Origin of the sequence: Micromonospora sp. NPDC020750, assembly GCF_044334565.1 — a bacterium.
Classification (GTDB): Bacteria; Actinomycetota; Actinomycetes; order Mycobacteriales; family Micromonosporaceae; genus Micromonospora.
Genome location: NZ_JBIRTH010000009.1, coordinates 270,087 through 283,557 on the forward strand (window position 1 = coordinate 270,087; position 13,471 = coordinate 283,557).

11 protein-coding genes are annotated in these 13,471 nt (G+C 74.7%); 5 read left to right on the top strand and 6 right to left on the bottom strand.

Annotated features, from left to right (window positions below; translation table 11 throughout):
• Window positions 1-23 precede the first annotated feature (23 nt).
• Window positions 24-1,535 carry a deoxyguanosinetriphosphate triphosphohydrolase family protein gene (locus tag ACH4T9_RS26325; RefSeq protein ID WP_396674013.1) on the bottom strand — a complete coding sequence of 504 codons (1,512 nt, stop codon included), beginning with the start codon at window positions 1,533-1,535 and terminating at the stop codon, window positions 24-26.
• 121 nt (window positions 1,536-1,656) lie between these two features.
• On the opposite strand from ACH4T9_RS26325, the gene yidD reads away from it, so the two are divergent.
• The 3 genes from yidD to ACH4T9_RS26340 all read left to right on the top strand — a co-directional run bounded on the left by yidD (window position 1,657) and on the right by ACH4T9_RS26340 (window position 5,271).
• Complete coding sequence (gene yidD / locus ACH4T9_RS26330; protein WP_396674014.1) at window positions 1,657-2,169, top strand: membrane protein insertion efficiency factor YidD; 513 nt, start codon at window positions 1,657-1,659, stop codon at window positions 2,167-2,169.
• A gap of 163 nt (window positions 2,170-2,332) precedes the next feature.
• On the top strand, window positions 2,333-4,798 hold the full coding sequence (locus tag ACH4T9_RS26335) for a Tex family protein (RefSeq protein ID WP_396674015.1): 2,466 nt from the start codon (window positions 2,333-2,335) through the stop codon (window positions 4,796-4,798).
• Window positions 4,799-4,839: 41 nt separating this feature from the next.
• The gene (locus ACH4T9_RS26340) at window positions 4,840-5,271 is read left to right on the top strand and encodes a hypothetical protein (RefSeq protein ID WP_396674016.1); all 432 of its coding nucleotides are present in this window, start codon (window positions 4,840-4,842) and stop codon (window positions 5,269-5,271) included.
• Window positions 5,272-5,367: 96 nt separating this feature from the next.
• Here the strand turns inward: ACH4T9_RS26340 and ACH4T9_RS26345 are convergent, their stop codons facing one another.
• The gene (locus ACH4T9_RS26345; RefSeq protein WP_396674017.1) at window positions 5,368-6,333 is read right to left on the bottom strand and encodes a DUF389 domain-containing protein; all 966 of its coding nucleotides are present in this window, start codon (window positions 6,331-6,333) and stop codon (window positions 5,368-5,370) included.
• 301 nt (window positions 6,334-6,634) lie between these two features.
• On the opposite strand from ACH4T9_RS26345, the gene ACH4T9_RS26350 reads away from it, so the two are divergent.
• Together ACH4T9_RS26350 and ACH4T9_RS26355 are read left to right on the top strand one after the other, a co-directional pair.
• Window positions 6,635-7,768, top strand: a complete 1,134-nt coding sequence (locus tag ACH4T9_RS26350; RefSeq protein WP_396674018.1) for a DegT/DnrJ/EryC1/StrS family aminotransferase — start codon at window positions 6,635-6,637, stop codon at window positions 7,766-7,768.
• A complete protein-coding gene (locus ACH4T9_RS26355; protein ID WP_396674019.1) occupies window positions 7,765-8,820 on the top strand; it encodes a GNAT family N-acetyltransferase in 1,056 nt (351 codons plus the stop codon). The genes ACH4T9_RS26350 and ACH4T9_RS26355 overlap by 4 nt, the downstream gene beginning before the upstream one ends.
• Window positions 8,821-8,920: 100 nt before the next feature.
• Here ACH4T9_RS26355 and wecB read toward each other — a convergent pair whose 3' ends face one another.
• The 4 genes from wecB to ACH4T9_RS26375 are packed head-to-tail and all read right to left on the bottom strand — an operon-like array spanning window position 8,921 to window position 13,438.
• Window positions 8,921-10,045, bottom strand: a complete 1,125-nt coding sequence (gene wecB / locus ACH4T9_RS26360) for a non-hydrolyzing UDP-N-acetylglucosamine 2-epimerase (protein WP_396674020.1) — start codon at window positions 10,043-10,045, stop codon at window positions 8,921-8,923.
• Entirely contained in the window at window positions 10,042-11,280 is a 1,239-nt protein-coding gene (locus tag ACH4T9_RS26365; protein WP_396674021.1) for a glycosyltransferase family 4 protein, read from the bottom strand. Before ACH4T9_RS26365 ends, wecB begins: the two co-directional genes overlap by 4 nt.
• Complete coding sequence (locus ACH4T9_RS26370; protein ID WP_396674022.1) at window positions 11,277-12,404, bottom strand: NAD-dependent epimerase/dehydratase family protein; 1,128 nt, start codon at window positions 12,402-12,404, stop codon at window positions 11,277-11,279. Before ACH4T9_RS26370 ends, ACH4T9_RS26365 begins: the two co-directional genes overlap by 4 nt.
• The gene (locus tag ACH4T9_RS26375; protein WP_396674023.1) at window positions 12,398-13,438 is read right to left on the bottom strand and encodes an SDR family NAD(P)-dependent oxidoreductase; all 1,041 of its coding nucleotides are present in this window, start codon (window positions 13,436-13,438) and stop codon (window positions 12,398-12,400) included. Before ACH4T9_RS26375 ends, ACH4T9_RS26370 begins: the two co-directional genes overlap by 7 nt.
• Window positions 13,439-13,471: the final 33 nt, after the last annotated feature.

A 13,471-nucleotide genomic window follows, 5' to 3' on the forward strand; every position in this document is an offset into this window, starting at 1 on the left:
CGTCCGCGCCACACCGCCCGTCCTTACAGCACGAAGGCGTCCGTCCACAGCGCTCGGGAGCGGCCGGATAGGGCGTCCAGCATCGCCACCGCCTGGCCGTCGGTGAGCTGCGCGACGAAGTCGATGATCGCCCGCCCCCGGGCCCGGCCGACCCGGTCCGGGGTGCGCGGGTGCAGCTCCGCCTCGGCCAGCTCGACCAGGTCGTGCAGCCGGCGCGGCAGCCGGGACTCCTCCTCCGGGTCGAGCAGCCACTCCCACAGCGCCTCGACGAGGGTGCCCAGCAGCCGGGCCTGGCCGCGCTGGTGCAGGGCGAGGTCCGGCCGGGCCAGCACGAACCGGTGGTGGACGAACTTGAGCACCTGCACCTCGTGCCACTGCGCCGGGGCGAGCAGCACATGCCCGGAACGCACCGACGGGGCGTCGGCGACGGTGATGGCGTCGACGAACCGGGTGGTCCACCGGGCGGAGAACCGGGCCACGTACTGCTCCGCCTCGATCGAGCCGTCGAACGGCATGGCCAGCAGCCCCTCGACCAGCTCCTCACGGACGTGCTCCACGGCGGCGGCGAACGCCGCGTCGTCGGCGATCCAGCCGTCCTTGCGGTGCAGTTGCCGGCGCAGCCGCTCGATCGCCGCGCCGGGCCGCCGGGCCGCCCCGGCCAGGGCCGGCTCGGTGACCGCCCGGAAGTGCCCGTTCTCCCGCTGCCAGGCCGTCAGCTCGGCGGCCACGGCCCCCTGCTGGAGCACCCCGACCCGGTAGAAGTCCTCCACGTCGTGAATGGCGTACGCGATGTCGTCGGCGGTGTCCATCACCGACGCCTCGACGGTCTGCTGCCAGTCGGCGATCCGCCCGACGAACGGCTCCCGGGCCTGCCGCAGGTCGGCCAGCTCCGTGCGGTACGCGCCGAACTTGGCCGAGCCGCTGTCCGGGTCGTCGGGTGGGGCGGCGGCGCCCCGGGGCGGCGGGGCGAGGTGCCGGGGGTGCGGGTCCGGGTGGTCCAGCCGGGTCCACGGGTACTTCAGCAGGGCCGCCCGGACCGCCGCGGTCAGGTCGAGGCCGGTGGTCGCCGCGCCCCGGATCTCGGTGCTGGTGACGATCCGGTACGACTGCGCGTTGCCCTCGAACCCGTCGGCCAGGCCGAGCCGGTGCCGGGCCAGCCGGTCGAGCACACGCTCCCCGAGGTGCCCGAACGGCGGGTGGCCGAGGTCGTGGGCGAGCGCGGCGGCCTCCACCACGTCCGGGTCGCAGCCGCCCAGCTTCTCCAGCAGGCCCTGCCAGCGATCGTCGGCGGTGAGCCGCTCGGCGATCGCCCGGGCCACCTGGGCCACCTTGAGGCTGTGGGTGAGCCGGTTGTGCACGAGCAGCCCGGAGCCGCCGGGGCTGATCACCTGGGTGACCCCGCCCAGCCGGGTGAAGAAGGGCGAGGCCACGATCCGGTCCCGGTCGGCCCGGAACGGGCTGCCGGCGAGATCGCCGAGGGCCCGGGCGCTGCCGCCGAAGAGCCGACGCGCCCGCGGGTCAGCGGGAGTTTCCATGATCACCACGCTAGTGCGGTGTCCACAGATGTTCACCGGGTTTCCGGTCACGTTTTGTGGATCCTCCCGGGGCGGCCGGGCCCACCAGGGCGGCTCGCCCGGACCAGGCATGATGTCGCCCATGAAGATCACCGGCGCCGACGACTCCGGCGACCGGGGGCCCTGCCCCTGCCGAAAGCCGACCCACTGCCATGCCACGGGCCACTGCCACGGCGAGGTCGGCGCGCGCCGTCAGGGACCCGGCTGCAAGGGCCGCAAGGGGGCCCTGGACTCCTGTGGCGACGACCCTTGCAGCAGCCCGGGCTGCTGCGACTTCGGGCTCTACTCCACCCTGCTCACCCTGGGCGCCGCCGTCGCGGGCGCCGCCGGCGGCCAGGCACCCGCCCGCCGGGGCCGGACGGCCGGCAATCGACCGGGACCGCTGGACCGGGTCGGTCTCGCCGCGATCCGCGGCTACCGCCGCTGGCTGTCGCACCGCTGGCCGGGGCAGTGCCGGTACACCCCGACCTGCAGCGCGTACGGACTCGCCGCCGTCGACCGGTACGGGCTGGCCGTCGGCGGGCGACTCGCGGCGGCCCGGCTGCGCCGTTGCCGGCCGCAGGTGCCGCGCGGAACCGCCGACCCGCTGCCCTGACCGCCGCTCACCTCGAAGATCAAGCTGAAGAAGCCGTTGGATCAGGACCAGCCACCCGCCACCCGGACGGCGGCGACGTGCGCGGGCGGTGGGTCAGGGCGGCGGCGTCGGGGGCGGGCGGCACAATGCAGGACGGACCCCACCCGAGAAGGCGGATCAGATCGTGACCCAGTCTGTGCACCAGCGGATAGCCGACGAACTCGGCGTCGCCGAACGACAGGTACGGGCGGCCGTGGAGCTGCTCGACGGCGGCTCCACCGTGCCGTTCATCGCCCGCTACCGCAAGGAGGCCACCGGCCTGCTCGACGACGCCCAGCTGCGCACCCTGGAGGAGCGGCTGCGCTACCTGCGTGAGCTGGACGAGCGCCGCGCCGCGGTGCTGGAGTCCATCCGCGGCCAGGGCAAGCTCGACGAGGCCCTGGAAGCGCAGATCATGGCGGCCGACTCGAAGTCCCGGCTGGAGGACATCTACCTGCCGTACAAGCCGAAGCGGCGGACCCGGGCGCAGATCGCCCGCGAGGCCGGGCTGGAGCCCCTGGCCGAGGCGCTGCTGGCCGACCCGGGCCAGGACCCTCGGGAGCGGGCCGCCGGGTTCGTCGACGCCGGGCGGGGGGTGGCCGACGCCGCCGCCGCGCTGGACGGCGCGCGGGCCATCCTCATCGAGCGCTTCGCCGAGGACGCCGACCTGATCGGCACGCTGCGCGAGCAGATGTGGTCGCGGGGGCGGCTGGTCTCCCGGGTACGCGACGGCCAGGAGTCGGCCGGGGCGAAGTTCTCCGACTACTTCGACTTCGCCGAGCCGTACCCGAAGCTGCCCTCGCACCGGATCCTGGCGATGCTCCGGGGCGAGAAGGAGGGCGTGCTCGACCTGACGATGGCCCCGGAGACCGAGGGCGACCCCGACGCCGCGCCGACCGGCCCGAGCCGGTACGAGGCGGCGATCGCCGGCCGGTTCGGGGTAACCGACCACGGCCGCCCCGCCGACCGGTGGCTGGCCGACACGGTGCGCTGGGCCTGGCGCACCCGGATCCTCATCCACCTCGGCGCCGACCTGCGGATGCGGCTGTGGCAGGCGGCCGAGGAGGAGGCCGTGCGGGTCTTCGCCACCAACCTGCGCGACCTGCTGCTCGCCGCCCCCGCCGGCACCCGGCCGACCATGGGCCTCGACCCGGGCCTGCGCACCGGGGTGAAGGTCGCGGTGGTCGACGCCACCGGCAAGGTGGTGGCCACCGACACGATCTATCCGCACGAGCCGCGCCGGCAGTGGGACGCCTCGGTCGACGCCCTCGCCCGGCTGGCCGGGGCGCACGGCGTCGAGCTGATCGCCATCGGCAACGGCACCGCCAGCCGGGAGACCGACAAGCTCGCCGGTGACCTGATCAAGCGGCACCCGGAGTTGACGCTGACCAAGGTGGTGGTCTCCGAGGCCGGCGCGTCGGTCTACTCCGCCTCCGCGTACGCCTCGCAGGAGCTCCCCGAACTGGACGTCTCGCTGCGCGGGGCGGTCTCCATCGCCCGTCGGCTCCAGGACCCGCTCGCCGAGCTGGTCAAGATCGACCCGCGCTCGATCGGCGTCGGGCAGTACCAGCACGACCTGTCCGAGGTGAAGCTCTCCCGGTCGCTGGACGCCGTGGTCGAGGACTGCGTGAACGCCGTCGGGGTGGACGTCAACACCGCCTCCGCGCCGCTGCTGACCCGGGTCTCCGGCATCGGCGCGGGGCTGGCGGAGAACATCGTGCTGCACCGGGACGCCAACGGCCCGTTCCGCTCCCGCAAGGAGCTGAAGAAGGTGGCCCGGCTCGGCCCCAAGGCGTTCGAGCAGTGCGCCGGCTTCCTGCGCATCCCCGGCGGCGACGACCCGCTGGACTCCTCCAGCGTGCACCCGGAGGCGTACCCGGTGGTGCGGCGGATCCTCACCAGCACGGGCCAGGACCTGCGCTCGCTGATCGGGCAGAGCGCGATCCTGCGCGGCCTGCGGGCCACCGACTTCGTCGACGACACGTTCGGCCTGCCCACCGTCACCGACATCCTGGCCGAGCTGGAGAAGCCCGGGCGGGACCCGCGGCCGGAGTTCCGGACCGCGACGTTCGTCGAGGGCGTGGAGAAGATCGGCGACCTGACCCCCGGCATGGTGCTGGAGGGCGTGGTCACCAACGTGGCGGCGTTCGGCGCGTTCATCGACGTCGGCGTGCACCAGGACGGCCTGGTGCACGTGTCGGCGATGTCCCGCACCTTCGTCAAGGACCCGCGCGACGTGGTGAAGTCGGGCGACGTGGTCCGGGTCAAGGTGCTCGACATCGACGTGCCGCGCAAGCGGATCTCGCTCACGCTGCGGCTGGAGGACGAGACCGAGGCGGCCCGGCGTGGTCCGGACGACGGGCGACGCGAGCGCGGCGGCCGGGGCGAGCCATCCGGCAGCGGCCGGGGCGATCAGTCCGGGGGCGGCCGGGGTGAGCCATCCGGGGGCGGCCGGGGGAAGCAGTCCGGGGGCGGTCAGGGGCGGGGTGGTCCCCGTGGGGACGGCCAGGGGCGCGGCGGCTCGCAGCAGCGGCCGGGCCGGGGCGGCGGGACTCCCCCGCCCGCCGACGGGCCGATGGCCGAGGCGCTGCGCCGGGCCGGCCTCGCCTGACCGGTCGCGGTGGGGCGGGCGCGGCGCGTACCGTCGCCGGCATGGGTGGCGACGACGACGTCCAGTGGCGGGAGCGGCAGCGGCAGGCGGTGCGCGCGCACGCCGAGGCGGACGAGCGGCGGCGGGCGGCCGAACGCGCCGAGGCGGCACAGATCGTGGCCTGGTTCACGGCCGAGGCGACCCGGCGCGGGCTGCGGCCCACCCGGCTGGCCGCCGTGCCGTACGCGGGCCAGGGTCGGTACCGCACCCGGCTCACCGGTTGGTACGTCGACCGGGCCCGTTCCCGCGCGGTGGACACCGCCGGCCGGTGGTACCTGCTGACCGTCCCGGCGGGCCTGCGGGCCCGGCTCCTCGGTGCCGACCCGCAGCCCGTCCCCGCCCCCCTGATCGTCGGCGAGGGTGGTCGGGACGGCGATTCGGTCCCGCTGCGTGACCTGCTCACCCGGCGGCTGGCCGCCGGCGACGACTGGTGACCGCACGGCCCGGGGCGACCCGGGTCGGGCGGGACCGCCCAGGGAGCCGGCATCCGGGCGGGACCGCCGGGCGGCGGTCCGGCCGGGGACGTCCCGTCAGCCGCCGACCGGCCGGGACCGGGCCGGGCGGCGGCGGGCCCGCCGGGCCACGTGCCACCACCAGGCCTGCTGCACACCCAGGGTGGCCAGCCCGGCGAGCACGATCGCGCACAGGTTGATCACCAGTTGCAGCGCCGAGCCGGCCGCCTCGTGCCACACCCCGTACGCGGCGGCGACGGAGACGTTGGCGGCGGCCGGCACGGTGGTGACCGAGATCAGGACGCCCACCAGGGAGCCGGACTTCTTCGAGGTCAGCGAGAGCATCCCGGCGATCCCGGCGAGCAGGCCGACGACCCAGGACAGCGCGTCCGGCCGCCAGATGAAGTCGGTCAGCGGCCGGGCGGCGAGCAGCATGTCCCGGTCGACCAGGCCCGCCAGGGTCAGCGCCCAGGTGCTGAGCACGGTGGCGAGCATGGCGGCCAGGAAGCCCACCACCAGGGCCTGCACGGAGCGGCCGACGACGGCCGGCCGGCGGCGCAGCAGGGCCACGCAGAGGGCGGCCAGCGGGCCGAACTCCGGCCCGACCACCATCGCGCCGACGATCAGGATGGGCTGATCGAGCAGCACCCCGATCCCGGCGATCATGGTGGCCACCACGATGAGTACCAGGTAGGTGGCGGACAGCTCGGTCTGCTCGCCGGTCTTCGCGGCCACCTCGTCCCAGACCACCGCGTCCGCCCCGCTGCCGGGAGCATCCGCGGCGGCCCGGTCGGCGGCGCGGGACACCGTCAGCTCCACGTCGTCGGCGGCGATCCCGCCGCGCGCCTCGACGCCCAACTCCTGCAACCCGCGCAGCACGTTGTCAGCCCGCTCGCGGACCACGTCGCAAAGAATGAGGTCTCCCTCGGGCTGCCTGGCCGCCCCGGGGAGCACCGCCAGGTGGGTTACGCCGGGATCGGCGGCGAGCAGGTCGGTCACGGCCGACGACTGGTCCGGCGGGGCGATCACCCTGAGGTGCAGCACGGCGCGTCCCCTCACGTCCGACCCGGGCCGCCAGGCGCGGCCGGCAGCACTGTACCGCCCGCCGGCCCATCCCCCGGCCCGCCCGACGGCGGCCCCCGCCTGCCTGTCTGCCGGCCCACCGGGGCCGACCCGCGCGAGCACGCCCGAAACGTGAAAGCGACGGTCGTCGGTCCGCCGTTTGGTAGAACGGTTCTGACCGATGTGACGTGGTCCAGGCGAGAAACGGAGAAAACGTGGATTCCTCCCGTGTTCCGCAGAGTGGCACCGACCTTCCGCTTAGCACGGCCGGGTCCGTGGCGTCATGACCGCCGACCCGGTCTACCTCTCCCCGCCCGACCTCGGGCCGGTGGAGGAGGCCTATCTGCTGGCCGCGTTCCGGGCGCGGCAGGTCGGCCCGTTCGGCCCGGACATCACCGCCCTCGAACACGCGACCGCCGAGCGGGTCGGCACCCGGGCCGCGCTGGCGACCAGTTCCGGAACGGCCGCCCTGCACCTGGCCATGCTCGGCCTCGGCGTCGGCCCCGGGCAGGTGGTGATCGTCCCGACGCTGACCTTCGCGGCCACCGCGAACGCCGTCGCGTACACCGGTGCCCGGCCGGTCTTCGTGGACTGCGACGAGGAGACCGGAAACCTCGACGTGTCGCTGCTGGCCGCGCTGCTGGCCCGCCTGCGGGCGGCGGGGACGCCGGTCGGGGCGGTCATGTCCGTGGACCTCTTCGGCACCTGCGCGGACTACACCTCGCTGCTGCCGGTGTGCGCCGCCGCCGGAGTGCCCGTGATCGAGGACGCGGCCGAGTCCCTGGGCGCGACCCACCGGGGCCGCCCCGCCGGCTCGTTCGGCCGCGCGGCCGTCCTCTCCTTCCAGCACAACAAGATCATGACCACGTCGAGCGGTGGGATGCTGCTCTCCGACGACGAGGCGTTCGTGGCGCGCTGCCGGTACCTGGCCGCGCAGGCCCGCCAGCCGGTGGTGCACTACGAACACACCGAGGTCGGATACAACTACCGCCCCAGCAACCTGCTCGCCGCGGTCGGTCGCGGCCAGCTGCACCGTCTGGACGGCATGCTGGTCCGGCGGCGGCTGCTGCGGGAGCGGTACGCGAAGCTGTTCGCCACCGTGCCCGGCGTACGCCTGCTCGGCGACGACGACGGCGGCGGCAACTGCTGGATGTCCACCGTGGTCGTGGACCCCGCCCGGGCGGGCTGGCGGGCGGCCGACCTCGCCGCCGCGCTCGCCCTCGACGAGATCGAGACCCGGCCGGTGTTCAAGCCGATGCACCTGCAACCGGTCTACGCCGACGCGCCCGCGTCGGTCACCGGCGTCGCCGAGCGCCTCTTCGACACCGGCCTCATCCTGCCCAGCGGGTCCGCGCTCGACGAGCGGCAGGTCGACCGCGTGTGCGGGGCCGTCGAACGGTTCCTGGACCGCCGGTGACGGGCGACTTCGCCCTGACCGGACCGGGCCCGCAGGCCGGCCGGCTCGACGCCGACTGTCCCGACGTCTACTTCACCGCCGGCTACGGTACGGCGGACGCGGCGGCGCAGGGAGGCGCCTGGCACAGCGCCCGGCTGGGGCGGCGGATCCAGCTCCCGTACGTGCTTCGGGCCGTCGCCGACGGGGTGACCGACGGGGTCAGCCCGTACGGCTACTGCGGCCTGCACGTCGAACCCGGCTGCCCGCCCGACGACCTGGCCCGGTTCTGGGCCCGCGCCGTGGCCTGCTGGCGCGACCAGGGCATGGTGAGCCTCTTCCTCCGCTTCTCGCCGCTGGATCCCGCGCCGGTGGCGGCCGTCCGGGCACTCGGGACGGTGCGGCTGGCGCAGCACGGCGAGACCGTGACCGTCGCCGTGGACGCCGGCCCCCGCCGGGTGTGGGAGGCGATGGCGGGCCGGGCCCGCACCGCCGTCCGCAAGGCGGGGAACGCGGGGCTGACGGCCGAGCTGCGGCCGGCCACGGCCCTCGACCTCACCGCCGCCGCGCCGTTCCGGCGGGTGTACGAGCGGACCATGCGCCGCATCGGCAGCGCCGAGCGCTACCTGTTCCCCGACGGGTACTACCGGCTGCTGTCGTCGGGGCTGGACAAGGACCTGCTGCTCGCCTCGGTACGCGACCCCGACGGGGAGGTCGTCGCGGGGGCGCTCGTGCTGCGGCACCGGGACCGGGCGCACTACCACCTCGCCGGCTCGGAGCCGGCCGCCGCCCGCGACGGCGCCAACAACCTGCTGGTCTGGCGCATCCTGGAGTGGGCCGCCGAGACCGGCTGCGCCCGGGTGCACCTCGGCGGCGGGGTGCGCGGCGACGACGGGCTGCTCCGCTTCAAGACGTCGTTCGGCGGCGCCCTCGTCCCCTGGTGGACGGGCGCGGTGGTGCTCGACCGGGACCGGTACGCGGCGCTGACCGCCGCCCGCGCCCACCGCTTGGGCTGCCCGGTCACCGACCTGCGCGACGGCGGGTTCTTCCCCGCCTACCGGGCCGGCGGGCGCTGACCCAGTAGGCGGGGACGGGCGCTGACCCGCCCCCGGCCCGCGCCCGTCGGTGACCAGTTCCGGCGCGGCGTACGCCACTGTGGCCCCCCGGTCGGGCCGGTCAGCGCCGGATGCCGGCCCAGCCGTGGTGCAGCCGCACCGTGGAAAGGACGAAGCTGACGACCCGGCGGGAGGTGTCGGTGACCTGGTAGTCCGCCGGGCAGGGCACGCCCGCGGACGCCACCTGGGCGATGGCGACCGTCACCGCCTCGCGGACCGCGTCCGGGTCCAGCTCGGTCAGCAGGATGCCGGCGCTGTCCAGGGCCTCCGGGCGTTCGATCGAGTTGCGCAGCGTCACCGCGGGGAAGCCGACGATCGCCGCCTCCTCGCTGATCGTGCCGCTGTCGGACAGGGTGCAGCGGGCCTGCGCCTGCAGGCGTACGTAGTCGAACAGGCCGAACGGCTCGTGGAACGTGATGCCGGCCAGGTCGGCCGGGTCGGGTGCCAGCTCGGCCAGTCGCTTGCGGGTACGGGGGTGGGTGGAGACGAGCACCGGCAGGTCCCAGTGCTCCCGGACCGCCCGCAGGCAGTCCAGGAGCCGGGCCAGCCGGGGGGCGTCGTCGACGTTCTCCTCCCGGTGGGCGCTGACCAGGAAGTAGCCGCCGGGGGTCAGCCCGAGCTGCTCCAGGACGCCGGACTTGTCGATCTCGGCGCGGTAGTGCTCCAGCACCTCCCGCATCGGTGACCCGGTGTGCAGGATCCGACGGGGGTGCAGCCCCTCGGCCAGCAGGTTGCGCCGGGCGTGCTCGGTGTAGACCAGGTTGAAGTCGGCCACGTGGTCGACCACCCGCCGGTTCGTCTCCTCCGGCACGTTCAGGTCGAAGCAGCGGTTCCCGGCCTCCATGTGGTAGACGGGCACCCGCATCCGCCGGGCGATCAGCGCGGCAATGCAGCTGTTCGTGTCGCCGAGCACCAGCATGGCGTCCGGCCGCAGGTCCTCGATCGCCCGTTCCACCCCGGTCAGCACGCCGCCGAGCACGCTGCCCAGCGAGGTGGTGTCCACCCCGAGGTAGCGGTCGGGCTGGCGCAGCCGCAGCTCGGTGAAGAAGACGTCCGACAGGGTCGGGTCCCAGTTCTGCCCGGTGTGCACCAGCACGTGGTCGACCGTCCGGTCGAGCCGGGCGATGACCCGGGACAGCCGGATGATCTCGGGTCGGGTCCCGACCACCGTCATGACGCGCGTCATCGACGCCTCCCCCGGTCCGCGGCCTTGATCATGATGTCCTCCAACTGGTCGACTCCCACCCGCAGCGACATGCGGTCCAGATACACCTGGCGGGCGCGGTCACCCGCCGCCCGCCGCTCGGCGACGGGCTGGGCCGCCGCGGTGGCGAACCGGTCGGCGAGCGCCCGCCAGTCCTCCGGCGGGCAGGTGAGTCCGACCCGGGCCGAGCGGACCAGCCGGGCGGCGTCGCCGCCCGCCGAGACGATCACCGGACGGCCGCAGGCCAGCGCCGCCTGGAGCTTCGACGGGACGGTCCCCCGCAGGCCGGCAGCGTCCCGCAGGCAGATGAGCTGGTACTCAGCCGCGGCGTACAGCTCGGCCATCCGCTCCGGCGGGCGACGGCCGAGGAACCGGACGTTGTGGGCGCCGAGGTCGGCGGCGAGCCGGCGGGCGCTCTCCTCCTGCACCCCGGAGCCGACCAGCACCAGGTCGACGAGGTCGCGGGTCGCGGCGGCGGCCCGGACCGCCGTCTCGATCCCCTGGAGCAGCCCCAGGTTCCCGGCGAACATGATCGTGCAGCGTCCGGTGTGGCCGATGGCGGCGCGGGCGGCGTCGGTGGCCGGCACCGGCCGGAACAGCCGGTCGTCGGTCCAGTTCCAGACCACCCGCACCTGGTCCGGGTCCGCGCCCCGTTCGATGACGAGTTCGGCCATCGTCGGCGAGATCACCGCGACGGCCGTGACCGACCGGTAGATCCGCCGCATGGCCCCGGCGATCGCCCCGTCGAGCAGCCGGCCCGCGCGCCCCTGCGGCGCCATCCCGGAGTGCAGCACCGACTCCGGCCACGGGTCCTGCACGTGCAGGACGGCCGGCGTGCCGCGCAGCAGCCGGCCGACGACGGCTGCGGCGACGGACGTCGGCGGCGGGTGGTAGACGTACGTCACGTCGACGTCGGCGAGGTAACGCGCCCCGGCGACCGCGCTCGTCGCCGCGAAGGACAGGTAGCTGGCCGCCCGGCGCACCGGCGACCGGTCGTGGCTGGGGTACGCCGGCACCCGGCGCACGGTCAGCCCTCCGGTGCGGACACAGTCGTACCACCGCTGCCGGTAGCCGGGGTAGACGCGGCCGTACGGATAGCTCGGAAAGGAGGTGAGCACCTTCACCTCGTGCCCGCGCGCGACGAGTTCCGCGGCGAGGTTGTCCTGGATGAAGGCGCCCTCCGGCGGGTACCACTGGCTGACCAGGCCGATCCTCATCCGGCGACCACCGCGCTCGACACCAGGGCCGGCAGGTCGACCGGCTCGGGGTACGTGTCGGGCCGGGCCGGGTCGAAGATCTCGTTGGTCCAGAACAGGGTGACCAGCTCACCGGGCCCGGTGTTGGTGATCCGGTGCGCCCACATCGTCGGCATGTCCACGGCGACCGGATCGTCCCCGGCGACCGCGAACCGGACGACGTCGGCGTGGCCGACCCGGCGCAGGGCGATCTCGGCCGAGCCGCGCAGCACGACGAAGCGCTCGATCTTGGCGAGGTGGAAGTGCTCCCCCCGGGTCACCCCGGGGTGGGTGCCCGAGCAGAAGCTCTGGCCGCCGCCGTCGTGCACCTTGACCGTCTCCACCAGCTCGCCCCGGGCGTCCGAGCGCCGGGGCAGCGGCATCGGGACGCCGGACGGGAAGCCGTGCGAGCGGTAGGTGTTGAACAGCCGCACGTCGTGCCGGTCCCGCAGCGGCGGGACCTCCGCCCGGCGGTAGGCGTCGGCGAAGCCGGTCAGCCGGTGGGCCAGCTCACCCACCCCGATCCGCAGCGCCGGCATGTCCGGGTCCCAGGACCCACCGGCCGGCACGCCGACGAGCCGGGCGGCGGCGTCGGTGACGTGCACCAGCTCCATGTCCCGGTCGAGCTGCACCTGTGGCGTGTCGCCGGAGGCGAGCAGCCGGCAGAAGGTCGCGACCACGGAGTTGTAGAAGGGCCGGCCGTGCTCGCCGTACAGGTTGGGCAGCAGCACGTCGTCGAGGACGGCCCCGGTGCCGGCCAGGATCTCCGCCGCGGCGGCCTTCGCGTCGCCGTACGGGGTGCCGTTGCCGGCCTGGACCGAGTTGGCGAAGACCACCGCCGGCGGGTCGGGGCAGCGCCGCAGCCCGTGCGCGAGCTGCGCGGCGAGCTGGACGTTCCCGGCGGCCACCTGGGCGGGGTCGCCCCGGTTCACGCCGGCCAGGTGCAGCACCCGGTCGACCCCGGAGAGCTTCCCGGCGACGGCGTCCGGGTCGGTCAGGTCCGCCCGGGTGACGACGACGGGCTCCGGCCGGCCCAGCGCGCGCAGCAGCGTCCGGACGTGCCAGCCGAGGAAGCCACCGGTGCCGGTGACGGCCAGCCTCAACACGCCGGCACCGGCTCCCGCAGGGCCAGCTCCGCGCGGATCTCCGGCAGGCCGCGCAGCAGCTCCATGATCTCCGGTACGCCGAGCCGGGGCGCGTTGGCCGAGTTGAAGTCCTCCCGGGGCACCTCGCCCAGCTCGCCCTCGGAGACGTACAGCGCGTAGTTCAGGTCCCGCCCGTCGATCGGCACCCGGAAGAACTCCCCGAAGTCGTCGGCCTGGGCCAGTTCCTCCCGGCTGGCCAGCGTCTCGTGCCACTTCTCGCTGTGCCGCACGCCGATGACGTCGAGCTTGCACGGCACGTCGAACAGCCGGCAGACGGCCTCGGCGAGGTCCGCGATGGTCCCGGCGGCTGCCTTGCGGATGAAGACGTCGCCGGGCTGCGCGTGGTGGAACGCGTGCTCGACCAGGTCGACCGAGTCGGCCAGCGACATCAGGAACCGGGTCATCGTCGGGTCGGTGACGGTCAGCGGCCGGCCGGACTTGACCTGCTCGACGAAGAGCGGGATCACCGAGCCGCGCGAGTACATCACGTTGCCGTACCGCACGCAGGAGACCGTGGTGGCGCTGCGCGGGTCGTTGCGGGCGTGGGCCTGGGCCACCTTCTCCATCAGGGCCTTGCTCATGCCCATCGCGTTGACCGGGTAGACCGCCTTGTCGGTGCTGAGCACCACCACGGAGCCGACCCCGTTGCGCGCGGCGGCCTCGACCACGTTGGCGCTGCCGAGGACGTTGGTGCGCACCGCCTCCAGCGGGAAGAACTCGCAGGACGGCACCTGTTTCAGCGCCGCCGCGTGGAAGACGAAGTCGACCTCGCGGGTCGCCCGTTCGACCGTGTCCCGGTCCCGGACGTCGCCGACGTGGTAGCGGACCCGCTCGTCGCCGAGGGTCCGGCGCATCGCGTCCTGTTTGGCCTCGTCGCGGCTGAGGATGCGCACCTCACCCACGTCCTGCGACAGCAGGCGGCGCGTCATGGTCTGCCCGAAGGAACCGGTGCCGCCGGTGATGAGCACCCGGCGGCCCGAGGTCGTGAAAGCCATAGCCTCTCCCGTTCGTCACGGCCGGCGGACGGC

Excerpts from the sequence above, each read along its gene's own strand:
- ACH4T9_RS26325 (WP_396674013.1), bottom strand. The coding sequence starts at position 1,535 with ATGGAAACTCCCGCTGACCCGCGGGCGCGTCGGCTCTTCGGCGGCAGC.
- yidD (WP_396674014.1), top strand. The coding sequence starts at position 1,657 with ATGAAGATCACCGGCGCCGACGACTCCGGCGACCGGGGGCCCTGCCCC.
- ACH4T9_RS26340 (WP_396674016.1), top strand. The coding sequence starts at position 4,840 with ATGGGTGGCGACGACGACGTCCAGTGGCGGGAGCGGCAGCGGCAGGCG.
- ACH4T9_RS26350 (WP_396674018.1), top strand. The coding sequence starts at position 6,635 with ATGACCGCCGACCCGGTCTACCTCTCCCCGCCCGACCTCGGGCCGGTG.
- wecB (WP_396674020.1), bottom strand. The coding sequence starts at position 10,045 with ATGACGCGCGTCATGACGGTGGTCGGGACCCGACCCGAGATCATCCGG.
- ACH4T9_RS26365 (WP_396674021.1), bottom strand. The coding sequence starts at position 11,280 with ATGAGGATCGGCCTGGTCAGCCAGTGGTACCCGCCGGAGGGCGCCTTC.
- ACH4T9_RS26375 (WP_396674023.1), bottom strand. The coding sequence starts at position 13,438 with ATGGCTTTCACGACCTCGGGCCGCCGGGTGCTCATCACCGGCGGCACC.